The sequence below is a fragment of the Pseudomonas sp. NFXW11 genome, assembly GCF_049887815.1.
GTDB lineage: Bacteria > Pseudomonadota > Gammaproteobacteria > Pseudomonadales > Pseudomonadaceae > Aquipseudomonas.
On sequence record NZ_JAGEKI010000005.1, the window covers coordinates 96,604 to 114,825 of the forward strand.

Here is an 18,222-nt window from a genome sequence, read left to right on the forward strand (position 1 = left end):
TCTATGTTTGCCAAGAACTTACAGCCTGCTGATATACGCAAAGGCGCACATTATAAGGCCGCGACCCGCCAACGGCATGCACCGCCGCGCTTTAGTTGCAGATTGATTCTTCCGTCCAGAGATTGCGCCCAGCCCCAGGCCAGCGCTATATAGCCATTCATATAGCGAAAAAGAACAAAAACACCCTGATCGAGAGCCGATAAATGATCACCACCGACAAACAAGCCGTGGGCCTGGCCTACAGCCTGGAAGGCATGCTGCATGCCAAACGCATGACCTGGGAAGCCGTGGCGCAGATGGCCAGGCGGATCAAGCCGGGCATGCACGAATCCGCCGCCAGGGAAATGGGCCTGCAAGTGCTGCAAGAGCTGGGCATGGAACGGATCTGGCACCCGCTGCTTATCCGCTTTGGCGCCAACACCCTGAAGACCTTCAAGCAGAAATCCGCAGGCGACCCGGTGCTGGCCGACAACGACCTGTTCTTCATTGACCTGGGCGTGGTCTGGGAGCGCCACGAAGGCGATTGCGGGGCCACTTTCGTGGTCGGTGACGATAGCGAAATGCACGCCTGCGCCGCAGCGGCCAAGCAACTCTTCGATCAGGTGCACCAGCACTGGAAAACCCACCAGGTGGCCGGCGCCGAACTCTACCGTTATGCCCAGAAGCAGGCCCGCGAGCTGGGCTGGGTGCTCAACCTGGAGATCAAGGGCCACCGGGTCAGCGACTTTCCCCATGCCATCTATCGTGCCGGCGACCTGGGGGACTTCGCCGACTGCCCGCAAGTAGGCCTGTGGATCCTGGAAATCCAGATCGCCCACCCTACCCGCCCCTTCGGCGCCTTCTACGAAGACCTGTTGGTCTGAACCCGCCCCGCACCAACAAAAACGGCAGCCTGATCGGCTGCCGTTGTGTTTACCTCTGGAGCAACTTCAAGCCAGGCGCGCCAGCATCTCCTGAGCTTCGTTCTTCTGCCCTTCACTGCCCTCGCTGAGCACTTCACCGAGGATGTCCCGAGCGCCGTCGTTGTCACCCATATCGATATAGGCCTGGGCCAGATCGAGCTTGGTGGCCACTTCATCGTTGCCGGACAGGAAGTCGAAGTCCGCCTCGTCGCCACCCATCGCGGCGTCTTCAGCGGTGAAGCTAGGGCCCTGTGGCGAATCGAGATCCATGGCCAGGCGATCCAGCTCGGCGTTGACGTCGTCCAGTTCGGAGGCGAAGGCATCCTTGGGCTCGGCGGCGTCCATTTCATCGGCCAGGGACAGGTCGAAGTCCGCCGAAAGATCCAGGTCATCCAGGGCGGCTTCGGTAACGGTCGGCACATCGCCGGCCGGCAGGTCCTTGAGATCGTCGTCCAGGCTCAGCAGGAAATCGTCGTCGCTCTGAGGCGCCGCTGGCAGCTCGGCCCCCAGATCCAGATCGAAATCATCCAGATCGTCGAGGTTTTCCGCAGCCGCGGCCTGCTGCTCGAGCACCGCACCGAAGCTCAGGTCATCGTCCTGGGGAAACTCATCCAGCTGGACTTCAGGCTCGGGCGCAACCACCGCCGGCGAGGTCGCCTCCAGGTCATCCAGGCTCAGATCGAAATCTGCATCCAGACCTTCGAGCGCATCTACAGGTTCAGACGCTGGCGGCTCGTCCTGCAGCAGCTCCTTGACGTACTCGGCGTCCAGCTCGGCGGCAACCGCCGCAGCCGCCAGACCGGCAGTGGCTGCCACGGCGACCATTGCCGGGAAGCGGCTCTTGAGCTGCTCGACCCGGGCATGATTGTCACCGTTGGCCACCAGCTGCCGCTCCTCGGCGACAAAGGCACTGCGATCACCCTGGTGCGCGTAGACCTCCATCAGCTTGAGTCGCAGGTCGCTGCGCTGCGGCTCCAGCTTGACCGCCTCCTCAAGCAGCGCCGCCGCCTGATTCAAACGCCCGGCATCCAGATGGTTCTGCGCCTGGCCCAGCACATCGGTGGCGCGCTCGACCGGCGCTGCCGGTACCGGCGCAACCACGGCCACCGGCGCTGGAGCTGGAGCTGGAGCTGGAGCTGGAGCTGGAGCGAGCTTGACGCTTGGCGGCGGAACTTCAAGGCCTTCGAAGCTGCCTTCCGGCAGGTCCAGCTCTTGCTCGAAATCGGTGTTTTCCTCGGACAACGCCCGCGCCATGCGCAGGTGTTTTTCCGCTTCCTGCTGCGCCTTGCGTCGGCGCGCCCACAACAGCAGCAACAGCAGCAACGCCACCAGCGCACTGCCGGCCGCCAGGCTCACCAGGATCGGGTTGCTCAGCAGGTCGCTGTATTGATTCTCTTCGGCCTGGGGCGCCGCTTCCGGTGCGGGAGTGGCCACTGGCTCCACCACAGGAGTTGCGGCAACCACAGGTGCCGCCGGAGCTTCAGGCTGAGCCACCAGTTGCGCCGGCATGGCCGGAGCCGGAGTTGGCGCCGCTGGTGCTGCGCCTTCGGCTTGCAGCTTGGCCAGCTGGTTGTTCTTCAACTCGATCAGGCGCTGCAGCTTGTCCAGCTGGCTCTGCAGATCCGTCATGCGTTCCTTGAGCTCGGCATTGTCGCGACGGGTGGTGTCCAGGCTTTCCTGGGTCACCGCCAGCTTGTTGCTCAACGCCTTGCTGTCTCCCGCAGCACCCTTGCCACGATGCTTGCCGTTTTCCGCAGAAACCAGGCTCAGGTTGTCCTTGGCGTTGACCTGCTTGGGCGCCTTGTCGGCCCCCCCGCGGCGGGTCGCGTCCACTTGCTGCTGGGCCCGGGCGCCGCCACGGCGACCCTGACGCCAGGCGGCATTCTGCGCCGCAACCTCGGCAATCGCCTTGGGCTGCGGCAAGGCAGTGCTCTGCACCACATCGGGCAGGCGCAGCACTCGCCCGGTCTTCAGGCGATTGATGTTGCCGTCGATAAAGGCGTCCGGGTTCAGGGCCTGGATGGCCAGCATGGTCTGCTGGATCGAGGCACCGTTGCGATTCTTGGCGGCAATTTCCCAGAGGGTGTCGCGGGATGCCGTGGTGTACTGCGCCGGCTTGTCAGCCTTGGAACCCCGAGTGACCGGCGCATTCACCGGCGCTGCGCCAACAGGCGCAGTCTGCGCCGCTGCAGCGGTTTGCGAGGAGAACTTGTAAGGGTCCAGCAGCACGCTGTAATCGCGCAGCAGGCGACCGTTGGGCCACATCACCTGCACCAGGAACTTGACCATAGGTTCCGACAGCGGCTGGCTCGACGTTACCCGCAGCACGCTCTTGCCACCGGGGTTGAGCACCGGGGTAAAGCGCAGGTCATTGAGAAAGGCCTGGCGATCGACGCCGGCCTTGGCGAACTCGTCTGCCGGGGCCAGGCTGGGCACCACTTCGGCGGCCGTCAGGTCTTTGACATCGAGCAATTCGATTTCTGCTACCAGAGGCTGGTTCAGACTCGACTTCAGGGTCAGCTCCCCGAGCCCAAGCGCCTGCGCCATACCGGAGGACAGCGCCGAGGCGGCCGCTATTGCTAACACCAGTTTGCGAACTTGAACCATAGCCTCATCCTTTGTTTGAACGTTCCTCGGCCAGCGAGAAGGTTTTGTAGCGGCTGCCAATAGGCAATGCGCGGCATCATGAACGACCGCCGCGCGAAATTATTTACTGCAGGCTCAAGGAGCGCCCGACGGCCACTCCCAGAGCGACCTGCCAAGCATAGCGCCCAGCTAGATTCATTCTGCAAATTGTTGCCAAGTATCTTTTACAGCAGGTCTTTTATCAACAATTCAGCCAGCTGCACAGCGTTCAACGCCGCGCCTTTACGGACATTGTCCGAGGTCAGCCACAGATTCAGTTCCGTCGGATCGTCGACACCGGTACGAACCCGCCCCACATAGACTACGTCCTGGCCCACGGCGTCACCCACGGCGGTGGGATAATCGCCGGGCTCCACCAGTTCCAGACCGGGAGCCGCCTCCAACGCCGCGTTCACCGCAGCCAGATCGACCTCGGCAGCCGACTGCAGAGTCACGCTATAGCTATCGCCAAAAAACACCGGCGCTTGAATGCAAGTGACAGAAATCTTTAATAAAGGTTGCCCCAGCACTTCACGCAACTCTCGGACCAGGCGCTTTTCCACCAGGGTGTGGCCCTGGGCATCCGGCGTGCCGACCTGGGCCAGCAGATTGAACGCCACCTGGCGATCGAAGAAACGCGGCTCCATGGGGCGCACGTTCAACAGCTCGGCGGTCTGTCGCGCCAGTTCGCTGACGGCTTCACGGCCCTGGGTGGACATCGCCAGGCTGGCGCAGAGGTTCACCCGCTGGATATCCAGCAGGCCTTGCAGGGGCGCCAAGACCACCGCCAGGGCCGTGGCCGAGGCGCTGGGGCTGCTCAACTGCACCGGCTTGCGCAACCCCGCCAGCACCTGGGCGTTGGCCTCGGGCACCACATTGGGCGCCTCGGCCGAAGGCAGGGCCCCGGACAGATCGATCACCGCGCAATTGGCCGCCGCGGCGCGGGGCGCAAAGCTCAGGGTCACCGCTGGACCGGCGGCAAAAAACGCCAGCTGGACCTTGGCGAAGTCGAACTCGTCGACCTCGCGCACGCGGATATTCTTACCGCGAAAAGCCACCGCCTGCCCCGCCGATTCGCTACTGGCCAGCAGATGCAGGTTGGCGATGGGGAAGTCCCGTTCTTCGAGAATCTGCACCAGGGTTTCGCCGACCGTGCCGGTGGCGCCGATCACGGCGATATCAAGGGTTTGGGTCATGCTGCAGCCTCAGGCGAAACGGGGGGAGCGGCACTTTACCCGGCACCGGGTGACGAGGCAATTCGCACCGGGATCAACGGCTATTGCATCGGTGCACTGGCAGCGGCAACCGGCATAAAAAAACCCGCGACCTGGGCAGGACGCGGGTTGTTTCAAGCACTCAGCGGATCAACGCTCCAGCAAGATCCGCAGCATGCGCCGCAGGGGCTCAGCCGCGCCCCACAGCAGCTGGTCGCCCACGGTGAAAGCACCGAGGAACTGCGAACCCATGTTCAGCTTGCGCAGACGACCCACCGGAATGTTCAGGGTGCCGGTGACCTTGGTCGGGCTCAGCTCCTGCATGCTGATCTCGCGCTGGTTCGGCACCAGCTTGACCCAGGGGTTGTGCTGGCTGATCAGCCCTTCGATATCGGCGATCGGCACGTCCTTGTTGAGCTTGATGGTCAGCGCCTGGCTGTGGCAGCGCATGGCGCCGATACGCACGCAGATGCCGTCCACCGGGATCGGGCTCTTGAAGCGACCGAGGATCTTGTTGGTCTCGGCCTGGGCCTTCCACTCTTCGCGGCTCTGGCCGTTGGGCAGTTCCTTGTCGATCCAGGGGATCAGGCTACCGGCCAATGGCACGCCGAAGTTCTCGGTCGGGTAGGCATCGCTGCGCATGGCTTCGGCCACCTTGCGGTCGATGTCGAGGATGGCGCTGGCCGGGTTGGCCAGGTCATCGGCGACCGCCGCGTGGGTAGCGCCCATCTGCTTGATCAGCTCGCGCATGTTCTGCGCACCGGCGCCCGAGGCCGCCTGGTAGGTCATGGCGCTCATCCACTCCACCAGGCCGGCTTCGAACAGGCCGCCCAGGCCCATCAGCATCAGGCTGACGGTGCAGTTGCCGCCCACGTAGTTCTTGGTTCCGGCATCCAGCTGCTGGTCGATGACCTTGCGGTTCACCGGGTCGAGGATGATCACCGCGTCATCCTGCATGCGCAGGCTGGAGGCGGCATCGATCCAGTAGCCTTGCCAGCCGGCTTCACGCAGCTTGGGGAAAACTTCGCTGGTGTAGTCGCCACCCTGGCAGGTCAGGATCACGTCGAGGGTTTTCAGCTCTTCAATGTTGTAGGCGTCCTTCAGTGGAGCAATATCCTTGCCCACCGACGGCCCTTGGCCACCGACATTGGAAGTGGTGAAAAACACCGGTTCAATAAGATCGAAGTCCTGCTCTTCCAGCATCCGCTGCATGAGGACGGAACCGACCATACCGCGCCAACCGATCAGACCTACACGTTTCATCGCAACTACACCTATACAAAAGTGGGCCACTGTCTGTGCAGTGGGCCCAGAAGATTACAGATTCCGCAGCGCGGCGACTACTGCATCGCCCATTTCCTGCGTACCGACCTTGGTGCAACCGGCCGACCAGATATCGCCAGTGCGCAAGCCCTGGTCCAGCACCCGGCTCACCGCCTGCTCGATGGCGTCTGCCGCCACGTTCAGGTTGAAGCTGTAGCGCAGCATCATCGACACCGAGAGGATGGTCGCCAGCGGGTTGGCAATGCCCTGGCCGGCGATATCCGGCGCCGAACCGTGGCATGGCTCGTACATGCCCTTGTTGTTGGCATCCAGGGAGGCCGACGGCAGCATGCCGATGGAGCCGGTGAGCATCGAGGCTTCATCGGACAGAATGTCGCCGAACATATTGTCGGTGACTATCACGTCGAACTGCTTCGGTGCGCGCACCAGCTGCATGGCGGCGTTGTCGACGTACATATGGCTCAACTCGACATCCGGGTAGTCCTGGGCCACCTGCTCGACCACTTCGCGCCACAGCTGGCTGGAGGCCAGGACGTTGGCCTTGTCCACCGAGCAGAGCTTCTTGCCGCGCACTCGGGCCATGTCGAAACCGACCCGGGCAATGCGGCGGATTTCACTCTCGCTGTACGGCAGGGTGTCGTAGGCCTGGCGCTCGCCATTTTCCAGCTCGCGAGTGCCGCGCGGGGCACCGAAGTAGATGCCGCCGGTCAGCTCGCGAACGATGAGGATATCCAGGCCGGAGACGATTTCCGGTTTCAGGCTCGAAGCATCGGCCAGTTGCGGATAAAGGATCGCCGGACGCAGGTTGCCGAACAGGCCCAGTTGCGCGCGGATTTTCAGCAGGCCGCGCTCGGGGCGAATATCACGCTCGATCTTGTCCCATTTCGGGCCGCCCACGGCGCCCAGCAGCACCGCATCGGCTGCACGGGCGCGATCTAGGGTCTCGTCGGCCAGGGGCACGCCATGCTTGTCGATGGCCGCGCCGCCGATCACATCGTGGCTCAGTTCGAAGCCCAGGCTGTACTTGTGATTGGCCAGTTCCAGCACCTTGACCGCCTCGGCCATGATTTCCGGACCAATACCGTCACCTGGGAGAATCAGAATCTGCTTGCTCATGCGTTCCTCATTTGCTCTGTCGGCCCGCCCGCAGGCGTGCCCGGAAAAGTTCTAGCGTTCGGCCCACAGCACCAGTACATCAGTACTGAACGAACCATCGGCCTCGATCTGAAAATATTCGCGCACTTCATTGCCCATCGCCTGCTGCAATTGGCGGATCGCCACCCGCAGCGGCTCCGGCGTACGCATGCGCTCGACCCAGGAGCTGTATTCCAGGCGCAGGCGCTGACGCGCGGTACTGCGGGTATGCAACCCGGCCTCACTGACCTGGCGCAGCCACTCCCCTGCCGAATAGTCGCGCACATGGCTGGTGTCGCGCAGCACTTCGACGCTCTGCAGGTAAGTGTCCAGCAGCGCATTGCCCGGCGACAAGACATCGATAAAGGCCACCACGCCACCCGGCTTGAGCACCCGGCGCACTTCCCGCAGGGCCAGGCCCAGGTCGCTCCAGTGGTGCGCCGAGTAGCGGCTGAAGACGAAGTCGAACTCGCCATCTGCGAACGGCAGGCGCTCGGCGGCGCCCAGCACCGTGCGGATATTGCCCAGGCCACGCTCCTGCGCCGCTGCAGCCACCACATCGAGCATCTGCTGGGAGAGGTCGTAGGCCACGACCTCCTTGACCTGCGCCGCCACATGAAAGCTGACATGGCCGGCACCACAGCCCAGGTCCAGGAGCCGGGCGGCGTTGTGGCCCGCTACTTCGGCCTGCAGCAAGGCGAACTCGGCGCCCTGGGCATGCACGGCACTGCTCAGGTAGGCCGCGGCCTGTTCACCGAACTGCTTCTGTACCACCTGGCTATGGGCGTTGCTGGTCATGCTCTGGTCCTTTTGCTCAAGGGGAACGGCGTTCGCTGGCAAGCCAGCGCCTACAGATGATCAGGCGTCGCGGAACAGCCAGGGCTGGCTGGCGCGGTGCTTGGCTTCGAAGGCGGCGATGGCATCGCTGTCCTGCAGGGTCAGGCCGATATCGTCGAGGCCGTTGAGCAGGCAATGCTTGCGGAAGGCATCGATCTCGAACTTCAGCACCTTGCCATCGGGACGGGTCACGGTTTGCGCCTGCAAATCGATCTGCAACTGATAGCCCGGGGTGGTTTCGACCTGCTGGAACAACTCGTCGACTTCCGCGTCGCTCAGGATGATCGGCAGCAAGCCGTTCTTGAAACTGTTGTTGAAGAAGATGTCGGCATAGCTGGGCGCGATGATGCTGCGGAAACCGTACTCCTCCAGGGCCCAGGGCGCGTGCTCGCGACTGGAACCGCAGCCGAAGTTTTCCCGGGCCAGCAACACGCTGGCGCCCTGGTAGCGCGGGGCGTTGAGCACGAAGTCCTGGTTCAACGGGCGCTTGGAGTTGTCCTGGTAAGGCTGGCCCACATCCAGGTAGCGCCACTCGTCGAACAGGTTGGGACCGAAGCCGGTGCGCTTGATCGACTTGAGAAACTGCTTGGGAATGATCTGGTCGGTGTCGACATTGGCACGATCCAAAGGCGCGACCAAACCATTGTGCTGGGTGAAAGCTTTCATGCTGCGCTCCTTTAGATCAATTCACGGACGTCGACGAAACGCCCGCTGACAGCGGCGGCGGCGGCCATGGCCGGGCTCACCAGGTGGGTACGACCACCGGCGCCCTGGCGCCCTTCGAAGTTACGGTTCGAGGTGGAAGCGCAATGCTCGCCGGATTCCAAGCGGTCCGGGTTCATTGCCAGGCACATCGAGCAGCCCGGCTCGCGCCATTCGAAACCGGCTTCGAGGAAGATCTTGTCCAGGCCTTCCGACTCGGCCTGCGCCTTGACCAGGCCCGAGCCCGGTACCACGATCGCCTGCTTGATGGTGGCGGCCACCTTGCGGCCCTTGGCGATCACCGCCGCGGCACGCAGGTCTTCGATCCGCGAGTTGGTGCAGGAGCCGATAAAGACCCGGTCCAGCTGAATGTCGGTAATCGCCTGGTTGGCGCTCAAGCCCATGTATTTCAAGGCGCGGACGATGGAGTCGCGCTTGACCAAGTCCATTTCCTGGGCCGGGTCCGGCACTTTCTGGTCCACCGCCAGGACCATTTCCGGCGAAGTGCCCCAGCTGACCTGCGGCTTGATGGCTGCCGCGTCGAGTTCGACCACGGTGTCGAACAGCGCATCGGCGTCGGACACCAGGTCTTTCCAGGCCTCCACCGCCAAGTCCCATTCAGCGCCCTTGGGGGCGAACGGACGACCCTTGACGTAGGCCACGGTCTTCTCATCCGCCGCCACCAGGCCCACCCGGGCACCGGCTTCGATGGACATGTTGCAGATGGTCATGCGGCCTTCGACGGACAGCTCGCGAATCGCGCTGCCGGCGAATTCGATGGCATGGCCATTGCCGCCAGCGGTGCCGATCTTGCCGATCACCGCAAGCACGATGTCCTTGGCGGTCACGCCGAAGGGCAAGGTGCCTTCCACCCGCACCAGCATGTTCTTCATCTTCTTGGCCACCAGGCACTGGGTGGCGAGCACATGCTCCACCTCGGAGGTGCCGATACCGTGGGCCAGGGCGCCGAAAGCGCCATGGGTGGAGGTGTGGGAGTCACCGCAGACCACGGTCATGCCGGGCAAGGTGGCGCCCTGCTCCGGGCCGATCACGTGGACGATGCCTTGGCGCACGTCGTTCATCTTGAATTCGACGATGCCGTATTCATCGCAGTTGTCATCGAGGGTCTGCACCTGAAGGCGCGACACCTGGTCGACGATGGCTTCGATGCCGCCCTTGCGCTCCGGGGTGGTCGGTACGTTGTGGTCCGGGGTGGCGATATTGGCGTCGATGCGCCAAGGCTTGCGCCCGGCCAGGCGCAGGCCTTCGAAAGCCTGAGGCGAGGTCACTTCGTGGATGATGTGACGGTCGATGTAGATCAGCGCCGAACCATCGTCGCGCTGCTTGACCAAATGCGAATCCCAGAGCTTGTCGTAGAGCGTCTTGCCGGCCATCGAAGCATTCCTCATCAGCTTGTTTCTATGCCCTGGGCCCGATCGCCTGCCGATCAATGACCCCTTGGCTTGTGAGGCTGATGCTATGGCGTTAGATTAAATAACTCAAATTCATATTTTTCATGCTTTGGATAACCAACTGGAATACAACCATGGACCTGGCCAACCTCAATGCCTTTATCGCCATCGCCGAAACCGGCAGCTTCTCTGCGGCCGGCGAACGCCTGCACCTGACCCAGCCAGCCATCAGCAAACGCATCGCCGGGCTTGAGCAGCAGCTCGACGTACGGCTGTTCGACCGCCTGGGACGGGAAATCGGCCTGACCGAGGCCGGGCGGGCCCTGCTGCCCCGGGCCTACCAGATCATCAACGTGCTGGACGACACCCGCCGGGCCCTGACCAACCTCAATGGCGAAGTCAGCGGCCGCCTGACCCTGGCCACCAGCCATCACATCGGCCTGCACCGCCTGCCGCCGCTGCTGCGGGCCTTTACCCGGCGCTATCCGCAGGTGGCGCTGGACATCCAGTTCCTCGATTCCGAGGTGGCCTACGAGGAAATCCTCCATGGGCGCGCCGAACTGGCGGTGATCACCCTGGCCCCCGAGCCCCACAGCCTGGTCAAGGCCACGGCGGTCTGGGACGACCCCCTGGACTTCGTCGCGGCGCCGGAACACCCGTTGGTCAGCAACGGCCAAGTGAGCCTGGCGGATATCGCCCTGCATCCGGCGGTTTTTCCCGGCGGCAACACCTTTACCCACCATATTGTCCAACGCTTGTTTGAAGCCCAGGGCCTGACGCCGAACATCGCCATGAGCACTAACTATCTGGAAACTATAAAGATGATGGTTTCCATCGGCCTGGCCTGGAGCGTGCTGCCGCGCACCATGCTCGACGATCAGGTGGCGCGCATTCCTTTACCGGGCATACAGCTGCGACGCCAGCTAGGCTATATCCTGCACACCGAACGGACACTGTCGAATGCTGCGCGGGCTTTCATGGCCTTGATGGATGCACAAGTCGATTGGCCAGGGAACCCGGCATGACTTTTCCGGGTATTGCCCGTGCCACGCCGCCATGAGTATCCCGCGCGAACGAATGACTCAGCTGAAGGCCTGACACCCATGCCAAAACCCGCTGACCGTATTCCGCCCATGCCGCGCATCCACGCCGTCGACCCCAAGGAGTCGGAGCAAAGCTGGGAAAGTGCGCCACAACTGCTCGCCGCGCTCAATGGCGCGCGGCTGGGCGCCTGGTACTGGGATATAGAAAGCGGGCAGATCAGCTGGTCCCGGGGCACCCAGGCGCTGTTCGGCTTCGATCCACGCCAGCCGCTGCCGAAAAACCTCGAATACCTCGACCTGCTGCCCGTCGAAGACCGGGCCCGGACCATGCGTGCCTTTCACTCGGTGCTGGCCGGTGCGCCCCTGGAACAGGCCATGCACCACCGCATTCGCTGGCCCGATGGCAGCCTGCACTGGCTGGAGATCAATGGCAGCGTGTTGCCGGACAAGCACGGCAAGCCCCGAATGATCGGGGTGATCCGCGAGATCACCCACCAGCGCCAGCGCGAGGAAGCCCTCAGCAGCTCGGAGAAACGCTTCGCCACGCTGTTCCACCTGTGCCCCAACACGGTGCTGCTGACCCGCCTCGAAGACGGCCTGATCAGCGAAGCCAACCAGTACTTCGAAAGCCAGTTCGGCTGGCCCGCCGAGCACGTGATCGGCCGCACCACCCTGGAAATCGGCTTGTGGGTCAATCCCGAACAGCGCGCGCAACTGATCAAGGCAGTGCAACGCAAGGGCCAGGCCGCCAGCCTGGAGGTGCAGTTTCGCGCCAGCAACGGGCAGATCCACGACGGCATCCTCAGTGCGCAAAAGGTCGAACTGGAGGGCAAGGCCTACCTGCTGAGCACCTTTCTCGACACCAGCGAGCGCAAAAGAGCCGAACAGGCCCTCAAGGATAGCCAGGAACGCCTCGACCTGGCCCTGGACTCGGCGCAGCTGGGCACCTGGGACTGGCACATTCCCAGCGGCATGCTCTACGGCTCGGCCCGCGCCGCGCAATTGCACGGCCTGGAACCGGCGCCCTTCCACGAATCCTTCGATGCCTTCTTCGAGGGCGTGCCCACCGAAGAGCGCGACAGCATGCGCGATGCCTACCGCAGCCTGCGGGAAGGGCCGGCAGGCAACTATCAACTGACCTACAGGGTGCAACTGGCGGACGGCAGCTCGCGCTACCTGGAAAGCCGCGCCCGGCTCTATCGCGATGAACAGGGCCTGCCGCTGCGCATGGCCGGTACCCTGCTGGACATCACCGAGCAGGTGGAGCGCGAACAGCGCCTGATCACCTCCGAAGAGAAATTCGCCAGCCTGTTCCAGGTCAGCCCGGACCCGATCTGCGTGACCCTGCTGGAAACCGGCCAGTTCATCGAGATCAACTCCAGCTTCACCCAGACCTTCGGCTGGACCCTGGACGAGGTGATCAACCGCAGCGCCGAGCAGATCGGCCTCTGGGAAGACCCCGCGCCGCGCCTGCGGCGGATCGAACAGGTGATTCGCGAACAGGCCCTGAACAATGTGGCGGTGGTGGTCAACCACAAGAACGGCCAGGCCCTGACCTGCATCATTTCCAGCCGCCAGATCACCGTGGACAAGCAGCCCTGCATTGTCACCAACCTGCGGGACATCACCCAGCAGCAGCGTTCCGAGGCCGCCCTCAAGGCCAGCGAGGAGAAGTTCGCCAAGGCCTTTCACTCCAGCCCGGACGCCATCACCATCACCGAGCGCGATACCGGCCGCTACCTGGAGGTCAACGACGGCTTCTGCCGCCTGACCGGCTATCGCACCGACGAAGTGCTCGGGCACAGCATGCATCAGGTCGGTATCTGGGCCGACGAAAGCCAACTGCATTTGCTGTTGAACGAGCTCAAGCTCAAGGGCCGGGTGCACCACCTGGAGATGCTCGGGTGCAACAAGCGCGGGGATGTCCTCACCCTCGAGGTGTCGGTGGAGCCGATCATCCTCAATGAAACCCCCTGCCTGCTGCTGACTGCCCGGGATGTCAGCCTGCTGAAGAATGCCCAGGCGCAGATCCGCCACCTGGCCTACCACGACCCATTGACCAACTTGCCCAATCGCGCCCTGCTGATGGACCGCCTGAGCCAGCAGATCGCCCTGCTCAAGCGTCACAACCTGCGCGGCGCGCTGCTGTTCCTCGACCTGGACCACTTCAAGCACATCAACGATTCCCTGGGCCATCCGGTGGGCGACACGGTGCTGAAGATCATCACCGCTCGCCTGGAAGCCAGCGTGCGCATGGAGGACACCGTGGCGCGCCTGGGCGGCGACGAATTCGTGGTGCTGCTCAGTGGCCTGGAGGGTTCGCGCAACGAGGTCAGCGAGCAGGTGCGGCAACTGGCCGGCACCCTGCGCGAGCTGCTGTCGGAGCCGATGTTCCTCGACGGCCAGCGCCTGCAGGTTACCCCGAGCATTGGCGTGGCACTGATTCCCGACCATGGCTCGACCCCCACCGACCTGCTCAAGCGCGCCGATATCGCCCTGTATCGCGCGAAGGACTCAGGGCGCAACACCACGCAGATGTACCACAACACCATGCAGAAGGCCGCGAGCGAACGCCTGCGCATGGAGACCGACCTGCGCCTGGCGCTGTCTCGTGGCGAATTCAGTGTGCATTTCCAGCCCCAGGTGGATGCCCGGGACAATCGCATCGTCGGCGCCGAGGCCCTGGTGCGCTGGCACCACCCGGAGCTGGGCGCGCAGTCGCCAACGGAATTCATCAAGGTACTGGAGGACAGCGGGCTGATCCTCGAAGTCGGCACCTGGATTCTCGACGAGGCCTGCCTCGGGTTCAGCCAGTTGATCGAGCAGGGGCTGGTGGATCCCCGTCATTTCAGCCTGTGCGTGAACATCAGCCCCAGGCAGTTCCGCCAGAACGACTTCGTCGAAAGAATCGAGCACAGCCTCAACGCTTTCGCCCTGCCCTTCTCCCTGCTGAAACTGGAAATCACCGAAGGCATAGTGATCCAGAACCTGGACGACACCATCAGCAAGATGCGTCGCCTGAAGAAACTCGGGGTCAGCTTCGCCATGGATGACTTCGGCACCGGCTATTCCTCGCTGACCTACCTCAAGCGCCTACCGGTGGACACCCTGAAGATCGACCAGTCCTTTGTTCGTGACGCCACCCACGACCCCAACGATGCGGAAATCATCCGTGCCATCGTCGCCATGGCCCGCAGCCTGGAGTTGAAGGTGATAGCCGAAGGGGTGGAAACCTCACAGCAGCTGGAATTCCTCCAGGGGCTGGACTGCCATCTGTACCAGGGCTATTTCCACAGCCGGCCACTGCCCCTGAGCGAGTTCAAGAAACTGTTGATCTGACAGGCACAAAAAAGGGCGCCACCTGGGCGCCCTTTTTCCTGCAGCGATCTTAGTGCTGCAAAGCCGGCTGCTGCACCCCGTTGATCGGGATGCGCTTGGGCTTGGCTTCTTCCGGTACGACCCGCAGCAGGTCGATATGCAACAGACCGTTGCTCAGGGCCGCAGCCTTGACCTCGATATGGTCGGCCAGGCGGAAGGACAGCTTGAACGCACGCTGGGCGATGCCCTGGTGCAGGTAAGTGACACTTTCATTGGCGTCGCGCTTGCCACCACTGACGGTCAACACGCCTTTTTCCACTTGCAGCTCCAGGTCTTCTTCCTGGAAGCCGGCGGCCGCGATCACGATGCGGTATTGATCATCGGCGTGCTTTTCAACGTTGTAGGGTGGGTAGCTGCTGCCCGGTTCGTTGCGCAGTGCCGATTCGAACAGGTCGTTGAAACGGTCGAAGCCGACAGAGGAACGGAACAGTGGAGCCAGGGAAAATGCAGTACTCATGGGTCAATCTCCTGATGGTTCAGCGAGTGGTTATCTCCGCGACCCGAATTCGGCATCGCGTACCCAAGAGATAAGGATCGACCTCGGCATTTCAAGAGAAGCCGGCTGAATTTTTTACGCCGCCTCGCTCAGGGGCATGCCCAGCAGGCGCCCGACCTGATCCAGATCGGTTTCCCGGCGCAGGGCGGTGAACAGCTCCACCGCTTCCGGGTAGTTGCGGGTCAGCATGGCCAGCCACTGCTTCAAGCGCCCTGGCGCCGAACGCGGCGTCAGTTGCACCACCACCTGGGCCCAGAAGTCCTGGAGCAGGGGCTGCAGATCGGCCCAGGACATTTCCACCACCTCTTCCCCGGCCCGCGCCGCGGCGATCTGCCGGGCCAGGTCCGGGCGCGACACCAGCCCGCGACCGAGCATGATGTCCTCGACGCCACTGATCTCGCGGCAACGGCGCCAGTCCTCGACGCTCCAGATATCACCGTTGGCGAACACCGGCACCTTGACCACTTCCTGCACCCGGGGAATCCACTCCCAGTGCGCCGGCGGCTTGTAGCCATCGACCTTGGTCCGCGCGTGCACCACGATATGCTCGGCACCGCCTTCGGCCAGCGCCGTGGCGCACACCAGGGAACCGTCCGGGCTGTCGAAGCCCAGGCGCATCTTCGCCGTGACCGGAATATGCGCCGGCACCGCGCGCCGCACGTGCTCGACAATCTGGTTGAGCAGCTCGGGCTCCTTGAGCAGCACCGCGCCACCGCGGGACTTGTTCACGGTCTTGGCCGGGCAGCCGAAGTTCAGGTCGATGACCTCGCTGCCGAGCTCGCAGGCCAGGGCGGCGTTCTCTGCCAGGCACACCGGGTCGGAGCCCAGCAATTGCACCCGCAGCGGGACGCCGGCTGCGGTGTGCGCACCTTGCAGCAACTCGGGGGCGAGCTTGTGGAAGTAGGCGGGCGTCAATAGGCGGTCATTGACCCGAATGAACTCGGTAACGCACCAGTCGATCCCGCCAACACGGGTCAGCACGTCCCGCAGGATGTTGTCGACCAACCCCTCCATGGGCGCCAGGGCAATTTGCATGAAACACACTCAACGAAAAAGCGGACGAAAAAACGTCCGCCAGTCTACTGGGTTTCACCCCGTTATAGGAGCCGGCTGACCGGCGTTCCTGGCCAGCCAGGGACACAAGCGTTCAGGAAAGTTGCAGGGCCGAGCCATATCCCTCGAGAAACTCCACGGGCATGCGCTTGGGTTTGCCGCTGGAAAGGCCAATGCAGACGAAGGTGGTCTGGGCCCGCAGCAGGGTGGTGCCATCGCTCGGACGCACCAGCTGGAAGCGCCGGGTCATCTTCAAGCGCTGATCCCAGTCGACGATCCAGGTGGCCAGTTGCAACTCGTCGCCCTCAAAGGCCGCGGCCAGGTAGTCGATCTCGTGCCGCACCACCGCCATGGCCCGGTCCAGGCGCCGGTACTCGGCCAGGTCCAGCCCCAGGCGCTGCGAATGCCGCCAGGCACAGCGCTCCAGCCAAGTCACGTAGACCGCGTTGTTGGCGTGCCCCAGGCCATCGATATCCTCGGCCGCCACCTGCAGGTCGATGACGAATGGTGTTGCCAGATCCCAACTCATGCGCAACTCTCCGGTCCGATTTTTGACCGGGGCAGTGTAACGGAAGCTCAGGCCGATTGGCGCGTCGAGAGGTGCTGTCCGCTGACCAGGGCGAGCACGGCCTCGATCGTCCGCGGGTCAGCCAGCACGCGCTGGTGACCGCCCTCTTTCAAGCGCAGCAGGCGGCTGTCGAACCAGGCCTGGTGGATCAGCTCCGACTCCTTGACCAGGACGAACTGATCGTCTTCGGCATGAATGATCAGGCCCGGCATCTCCAACTGGTAAAGGGCTACATCCAGGCTGGCGGCGCGCATGCCAACTTCCTTCTCGACCCGGCGGATAAAGGCCGAGCGCGCCTTGGGCGGCAGGCGCATATAGCTGGCAAAGCCACGCAGCACGGCAAGAATGCGCGCCGGCGCGGCGATGCTGACCAGGGTTTCAGTGTGCAGGCCCATCTGCACCGCGAGCATGGCGCTGGCGCCACCCATGGAATGCCCGATCACCGCCCGCAGTGGCGGCAGTTCCGCCGCAGCCTCGAGCAGCGCCCGGGCAAACAGCACCACATTGGCCTGGTCCCCCGGCGAGCGGCCATGGGCCGGCCCGTCCAGCGCCACGACGGTATGGCCGGCGGCCACCAAGGCCTGGATCAAGCTGGCGAACTGCGTCGGCCGCCCTTCCCAACCGTGCATCAACAGCACCGTTGGGCCCTGCCCCCAGCGCAGGGCCGAAAGCCCGAAACGCAGGGTCAGGCGCTCGGCGTTCTCCAGCAGCGGCAGCTCCCAGTCCCGGGGTGGCAATTCCCGCGGGGTCATGAACAGTTGATGCATGCGGTTCGCCGCCCATTGCGGCGCAACCCAACCCAGCGTGCCGTTAACCCCACGAATCCAGCTCAAGCCGTTCATCATCCGCCACCTCGCTACAGCACGTCAGGTCATAGAACTGCCGATTTGGCAGCACGCAACAAACGATCGGACAACTCGCCCGGCCCCAGGGCGCGGGCCAGGGATAGCCCGCCAATCATCAACGCCAGGTCGGCCAGGGCCTTGTCGGTGTCTTCGGGGCAGGTGGCCAGTTGCGCCACCATCAACTCCATATGTTCATTCAAGGCTTTGCGAAAACTCTCCGGCAACCGCCCGAACTCTCCAACGGATGCCGGGATAGGACAGGCCTGCTCGGTGGAATCGCGATGCTTGCGCGACAGATAGAAGGCCGCCGCCAGAGCCCGCCGCTCTTCGCCGCTCAGGCTCGGATCCATTTGCTCGAGCAGGCTGCGGCGGTTGGCCAGCAGTTGGCTGAAGGCTTCGAGCATCAGCGCATCCTTGCTTTCGAAATGCGCATAGAAGCCACCCACCGTAAGCCCGGCGGCGCCCATTACCTCGCCCACGCTCGGCTCGGCCGGACCGCGCTGGATCAGCGCAGAACCGGCAGCCTGGAGAATGCGTTCGCGGGTTTGAGCTTTTTTATCGTTCATCGTTGCCTCCGAATATTACGAAGAAAATATTATTCTCATAATAATTTTCCGCAAGTCGCCTGCATGACCGCCGGTCAGAAGTGCAGATTGAGAAAGAGAGCGAGAATTGGCTGAACGCCAGAAAAACAAAAGGGCCATTCAATGATTGAATGACCCTTAAAAA

General features: G+C 63.3%; 15 protein-coding genes. 3 read left to right on the top strand and 12 right to left on the bottom strand.

The features are described from left to right. Window positions 1-203 precede the first annotated feature (203 nt). The gene (locus J4P02_RS09945; protein WP_426189605.1) at window positions 204-863 is read left to right on the top strand and encodes a M24 family metallopeptidase; all 660 of its coding nucleotides are present in this window, start codon (window positions 204-206) and stop codon (window positions 861-863) included. A 66-nt stretch (window positions 864-929) separates the two neighbouring features. Here J4P02_RS09945 and J4P02_RS09950 read toward each other — a convergent pair whose 3' ends face one another. The 7 genes from J4P02_RS09950 to leuC form a co-directional block, all read right to left on the bottom strand. Then, window positions 930-3,509, bottom strand: a complete 2,580-nt coding sequence (locus J4P02_RS09950) for a FimV/HubP family polar landmark protein (RefSeq protein ID WP_426189607.1) — start codon at window positions 3,507-3,509, stop codon at window positions 930-932. Between the two features lie 203 nt (window positions 3,510-3,712). Next, complete coding sequence (locus tag J4P02_RS09955; protein WP_426189609.1) at window positions 3,713-4,723, bottom strand: aspartate-semialdehyde dehydrogenase; 1,011 nt, start codon at window positions 4,721-4,723, stop codon at window positions 3,713-3,715. Window positions 4,724-4,891: 168 nt separating this feature from the next. Beyond that, window positions 4,892-6,004 carry an aspartate-semialdehyde dehydrogenase gene (asd, locus tag J4P02_RS09960; RefSeq protein ID WP_426189611.1) on the bottom strand — a complete coding sequence of 371 codons (1,113 nt, stop codon included), beginning with the start codon at window positions 6,002-6,004 and terminating at the stop codon, window positions 4,892-4,894. Between the two features lie 54 nt (window positions 6,005-6,058). After that, complete coding sequence (gene leuB / locus J4P02_RS09965; RefSeq protein ID WP_426189613.1) at window positions 6,059-7,141, bottom strand: 3-isopropylmalate dehydrogenase; 1,083 nt, start codon at window positions 7,139-7,141, stop codon at window positions 6,059-6,061. Between the two features lie 51 nt (window positions 7,142-7,192). Then, complete coding sequence (locus J4P02_RS09970; RefSeq protein ID WP_426189615.1) at window positions 7,193-7,957, bottom strand: class I SAM-dependent methyltransferase; 765 nt, start codon at window positions 7,955-7,957, stop codon at window positions 7,193-7,195. A gap of 60 nt (window positions 7,958-8,017) precedes the next feature. Beyond that, window positions 8,018-8,662 (bottom strand): 3-isopropylmalate dehydratase small subunit, encoded by a 645-nt coding sequence (gene leuD / locus J4P02_RS09975; protein WP_426189617.1) that lies wholly within the window; start codon window positions 8,660-8,662, stop codon window positions 8,018-8,020. Between the two features lie 11 nt (window positions 8,663-8,673). Continuing rightward, window positions 8,674-10,092: a 3-isopropylmalate dehydratase large subunit gene (leuC, locus tag J4P02_RS09980; protein ID WP_426189619.1), complete on the bottom strand. Its 1,419-nt coding sequence runs from the start codon at window positions 10,090-10,092 to the stop codon at window positions 8,674-8,676. A 152-nt stretch (window positions 10,093-10,244) separates the two neighbouring features. Between leuC and J4P02_RS09985 the strand changes: the two genes are divergently transcribed. Together J4P02_RS09985 and J4P02_RS09990 are read left to right on the top strand one after the other, a co-directional pair. Beyond that, window positions 10,245-11,135, top strand: a complete 891-nt coding sequence (locus J4P02_RS09985; RefSeq protein WP_426189621.1) for a LysR family transcriptional regulator — start codon at window positions 10,245-10,247, stop codon at window positions 11,133-11,135. A gap of 78 nt (window positions 11,136-11,213) precedes the next feature. After that, complete coding sequence (locus J4P02_RS09990; RefSeq protein ID WP_426189623.1) at window positions 11,214-14,492, top strand: EAL domain-containing protein; 3,279 nt, start codon at window positions 11,214-11,216, stop codon at window positions 14,490-14,492. A gap of 49 nt (window positions 14,493-14,541) precedes the next feature. Here the strand turns inward: J4P02_RS09990 and J4P02_RS09995 are convergent, their stop codons facing one another. The 5 genes from J4P02_RS09995 to J4P02_RS10015 form a co-directional block, all read right to left on the bottom strand. Further along, window positions 14,542-14,988 carry an Hsp20 family protein gene (locus tag J4P02_RS09995; RefSeq protein ID WP_426189625.1) on the bottom strand — a complete coding sequence of 149 codons (447 nt, stop codon included), beginning with the start codon at window positions 14,986-14,988 and terminating at the stop codon, window positions 14,542-14,544. 114 nt (window positions 14,989-15,102) lie between these two features. Then, window positions 15,103-16,062, bottom strand: a complete 960-nt coding sequence (locus J4P02_RS10000; protein ID WP_426189627.1) for a tRNA dihydrouridine synthase — start codon at window positions 16,060-16,062, stop codon at window positions 15,103-15,105. Window positions 16,063-16,174: 112 nt separating this feature from the next. Then, window positions 16,175-16,609 (bottom strand): acyl-CoA thioesterase, encoded by a 435-nt coding sequence (locus tag J4P02_RS10005; RefSeq protein ID WP_426189629.1) that lies wholly within the window; start codon window positions 16,607-16,609, stop codon window positions 16,175-16,177. 47 nt (window positions 16,610-16,656) lie between these two features. Beyond that, window positions 16,657-17,490, bottom strand: a complete 834-nt coding sequence (locus J4P02_RS10010; RefSeq protein ID WP_426189631.1) for an alpha/beta fold hydrolase — start codon at window positions 17,488-17,490, stop codon at window positions 16,657-16,659. A gap of 29 nt (window positions 17,491-17,519) precedes the next feature. Continuing rightward, window positions 17,520-18,059, bottom strand: a complete 540-nt coding sequence (locus tag J4P02_RS10015; protein ID WP_426189633.1) for a TetR/AcrR family transcriptional regulator — start codon at window positions 18,057-18,059, stop codon at window positions 17,520-17,522. Window positions 18,060-18,222 lie beyond the last annotated feature (163 nt).

Excerpts from the sequence above, each read along its gene's own strand:
- J4P02_RS09990 (WP_426189623.1), top strand. The coding sequence starts at position 11,214 with ATGCCAAAACCCGCTGACCGTATTCCGCCCATGCCGCGCATCCACGCC.
- J4P02_RS10000 (WP_426189627.1), bottom strand. The coding sequence starts at position 16,062 with ATGCAAATTGCCCTGGCGCCCATGGAGGGGTTGGTCGACAACATCCTG.
- leuC (WP_426189619.1), bottom strand. The coding sequence starts at position 10,092 with ATGGCCGGCAAGACGCTCTACGACAAGCTCTGGGATTCGCATTTGGTC.
- leuB (WP_426189613.1), bottom strand. The coding sequence starts at position 7,141 with ATGAGCAAGCAGATTCTGATTCTCCCAGGTGACGGTATTGGTCCGGAA.
- J4P02_RS09955 (WP_426189609.1), bottom strand. The coding sequence starts at position 4,723 with ATGACCCAAACCCTTGATATCGCCGTGATCGGCGCCACCGGCACGGTC.
- J4P02_RS10010 (WP_426189631.1), bottom strand. The coding sequence starts at position 17,490 with ATGAACGGCTTGAGCTGGATTCGTGGGGTTAACGGCACGCTGGGTTGG.
- J4P02_RS09995 (WP_426189625.1), bottom strand. The coding sequence starts at position 14,988 with ATGAGTACTGCATTTTCCCTGGCTCCACTGTTCCGTTCCTCTGTCGGC.
- J4P02_RS10015 (WP_426189633.1), bottom strand. The coding sequence starts at position 18,059 with ATGAACGATAAAAAAGCTCAAACCCGCGAACGCATTCTCCAGGCTGCC.
- J4P02_RS10005 (WP_426189629.1), bottom strand. The coding sequence starts at position 16,609 with ATGAGTTGGGATCTGGCAACACCATTCGTCATCGACCTGCAGGTGGCG.
- asd (WP_426189611.1), bottom strand. The coding sequence starts at position 6,004 with ATGAAACGTGTAGGTCTGATCGGTTGGCGCGGTATGGTCGGTTCCGTC.
- J4P02_RS09950 (WP_426189607.1), bottom strand. The coding sequence starts at position 3,509 with ATGGTTCAAGTTCGCAAACTGGTGTTAGCAATAGCGGCCGCCTCGGCG.
- J4P02_RS09985 (WP_426189621.1), top strand. The coding sequence starts at position 10,245 with ATGGACCTGGCCAACCTCAATGCCTTTATCGCCATCGCCGAAACCGGC.
- J4P02_RS09970 (WP_426189615.1), bottom strand. The coding sequence starts at position 7,957 with ATGACCAGCAACGCCCATAGCCAGGTGGTACAGAAGCAGTTCGGTGAA.
- J4P02_RS09945 (WP_426189605.1), top strand. The coding sequence starts at position 204 with ATGATCACCACCGACAAACAAGCCGTGGGCCTGGCCTACAGCCTGGAA.
- leuD (WP_426189617.1), bottom strand. The coding sequence starts at position 8,662 with ATGAAAGCTTTCACCCAGCACAATGGTTTGGTCGCGCCTTTGGATCGT.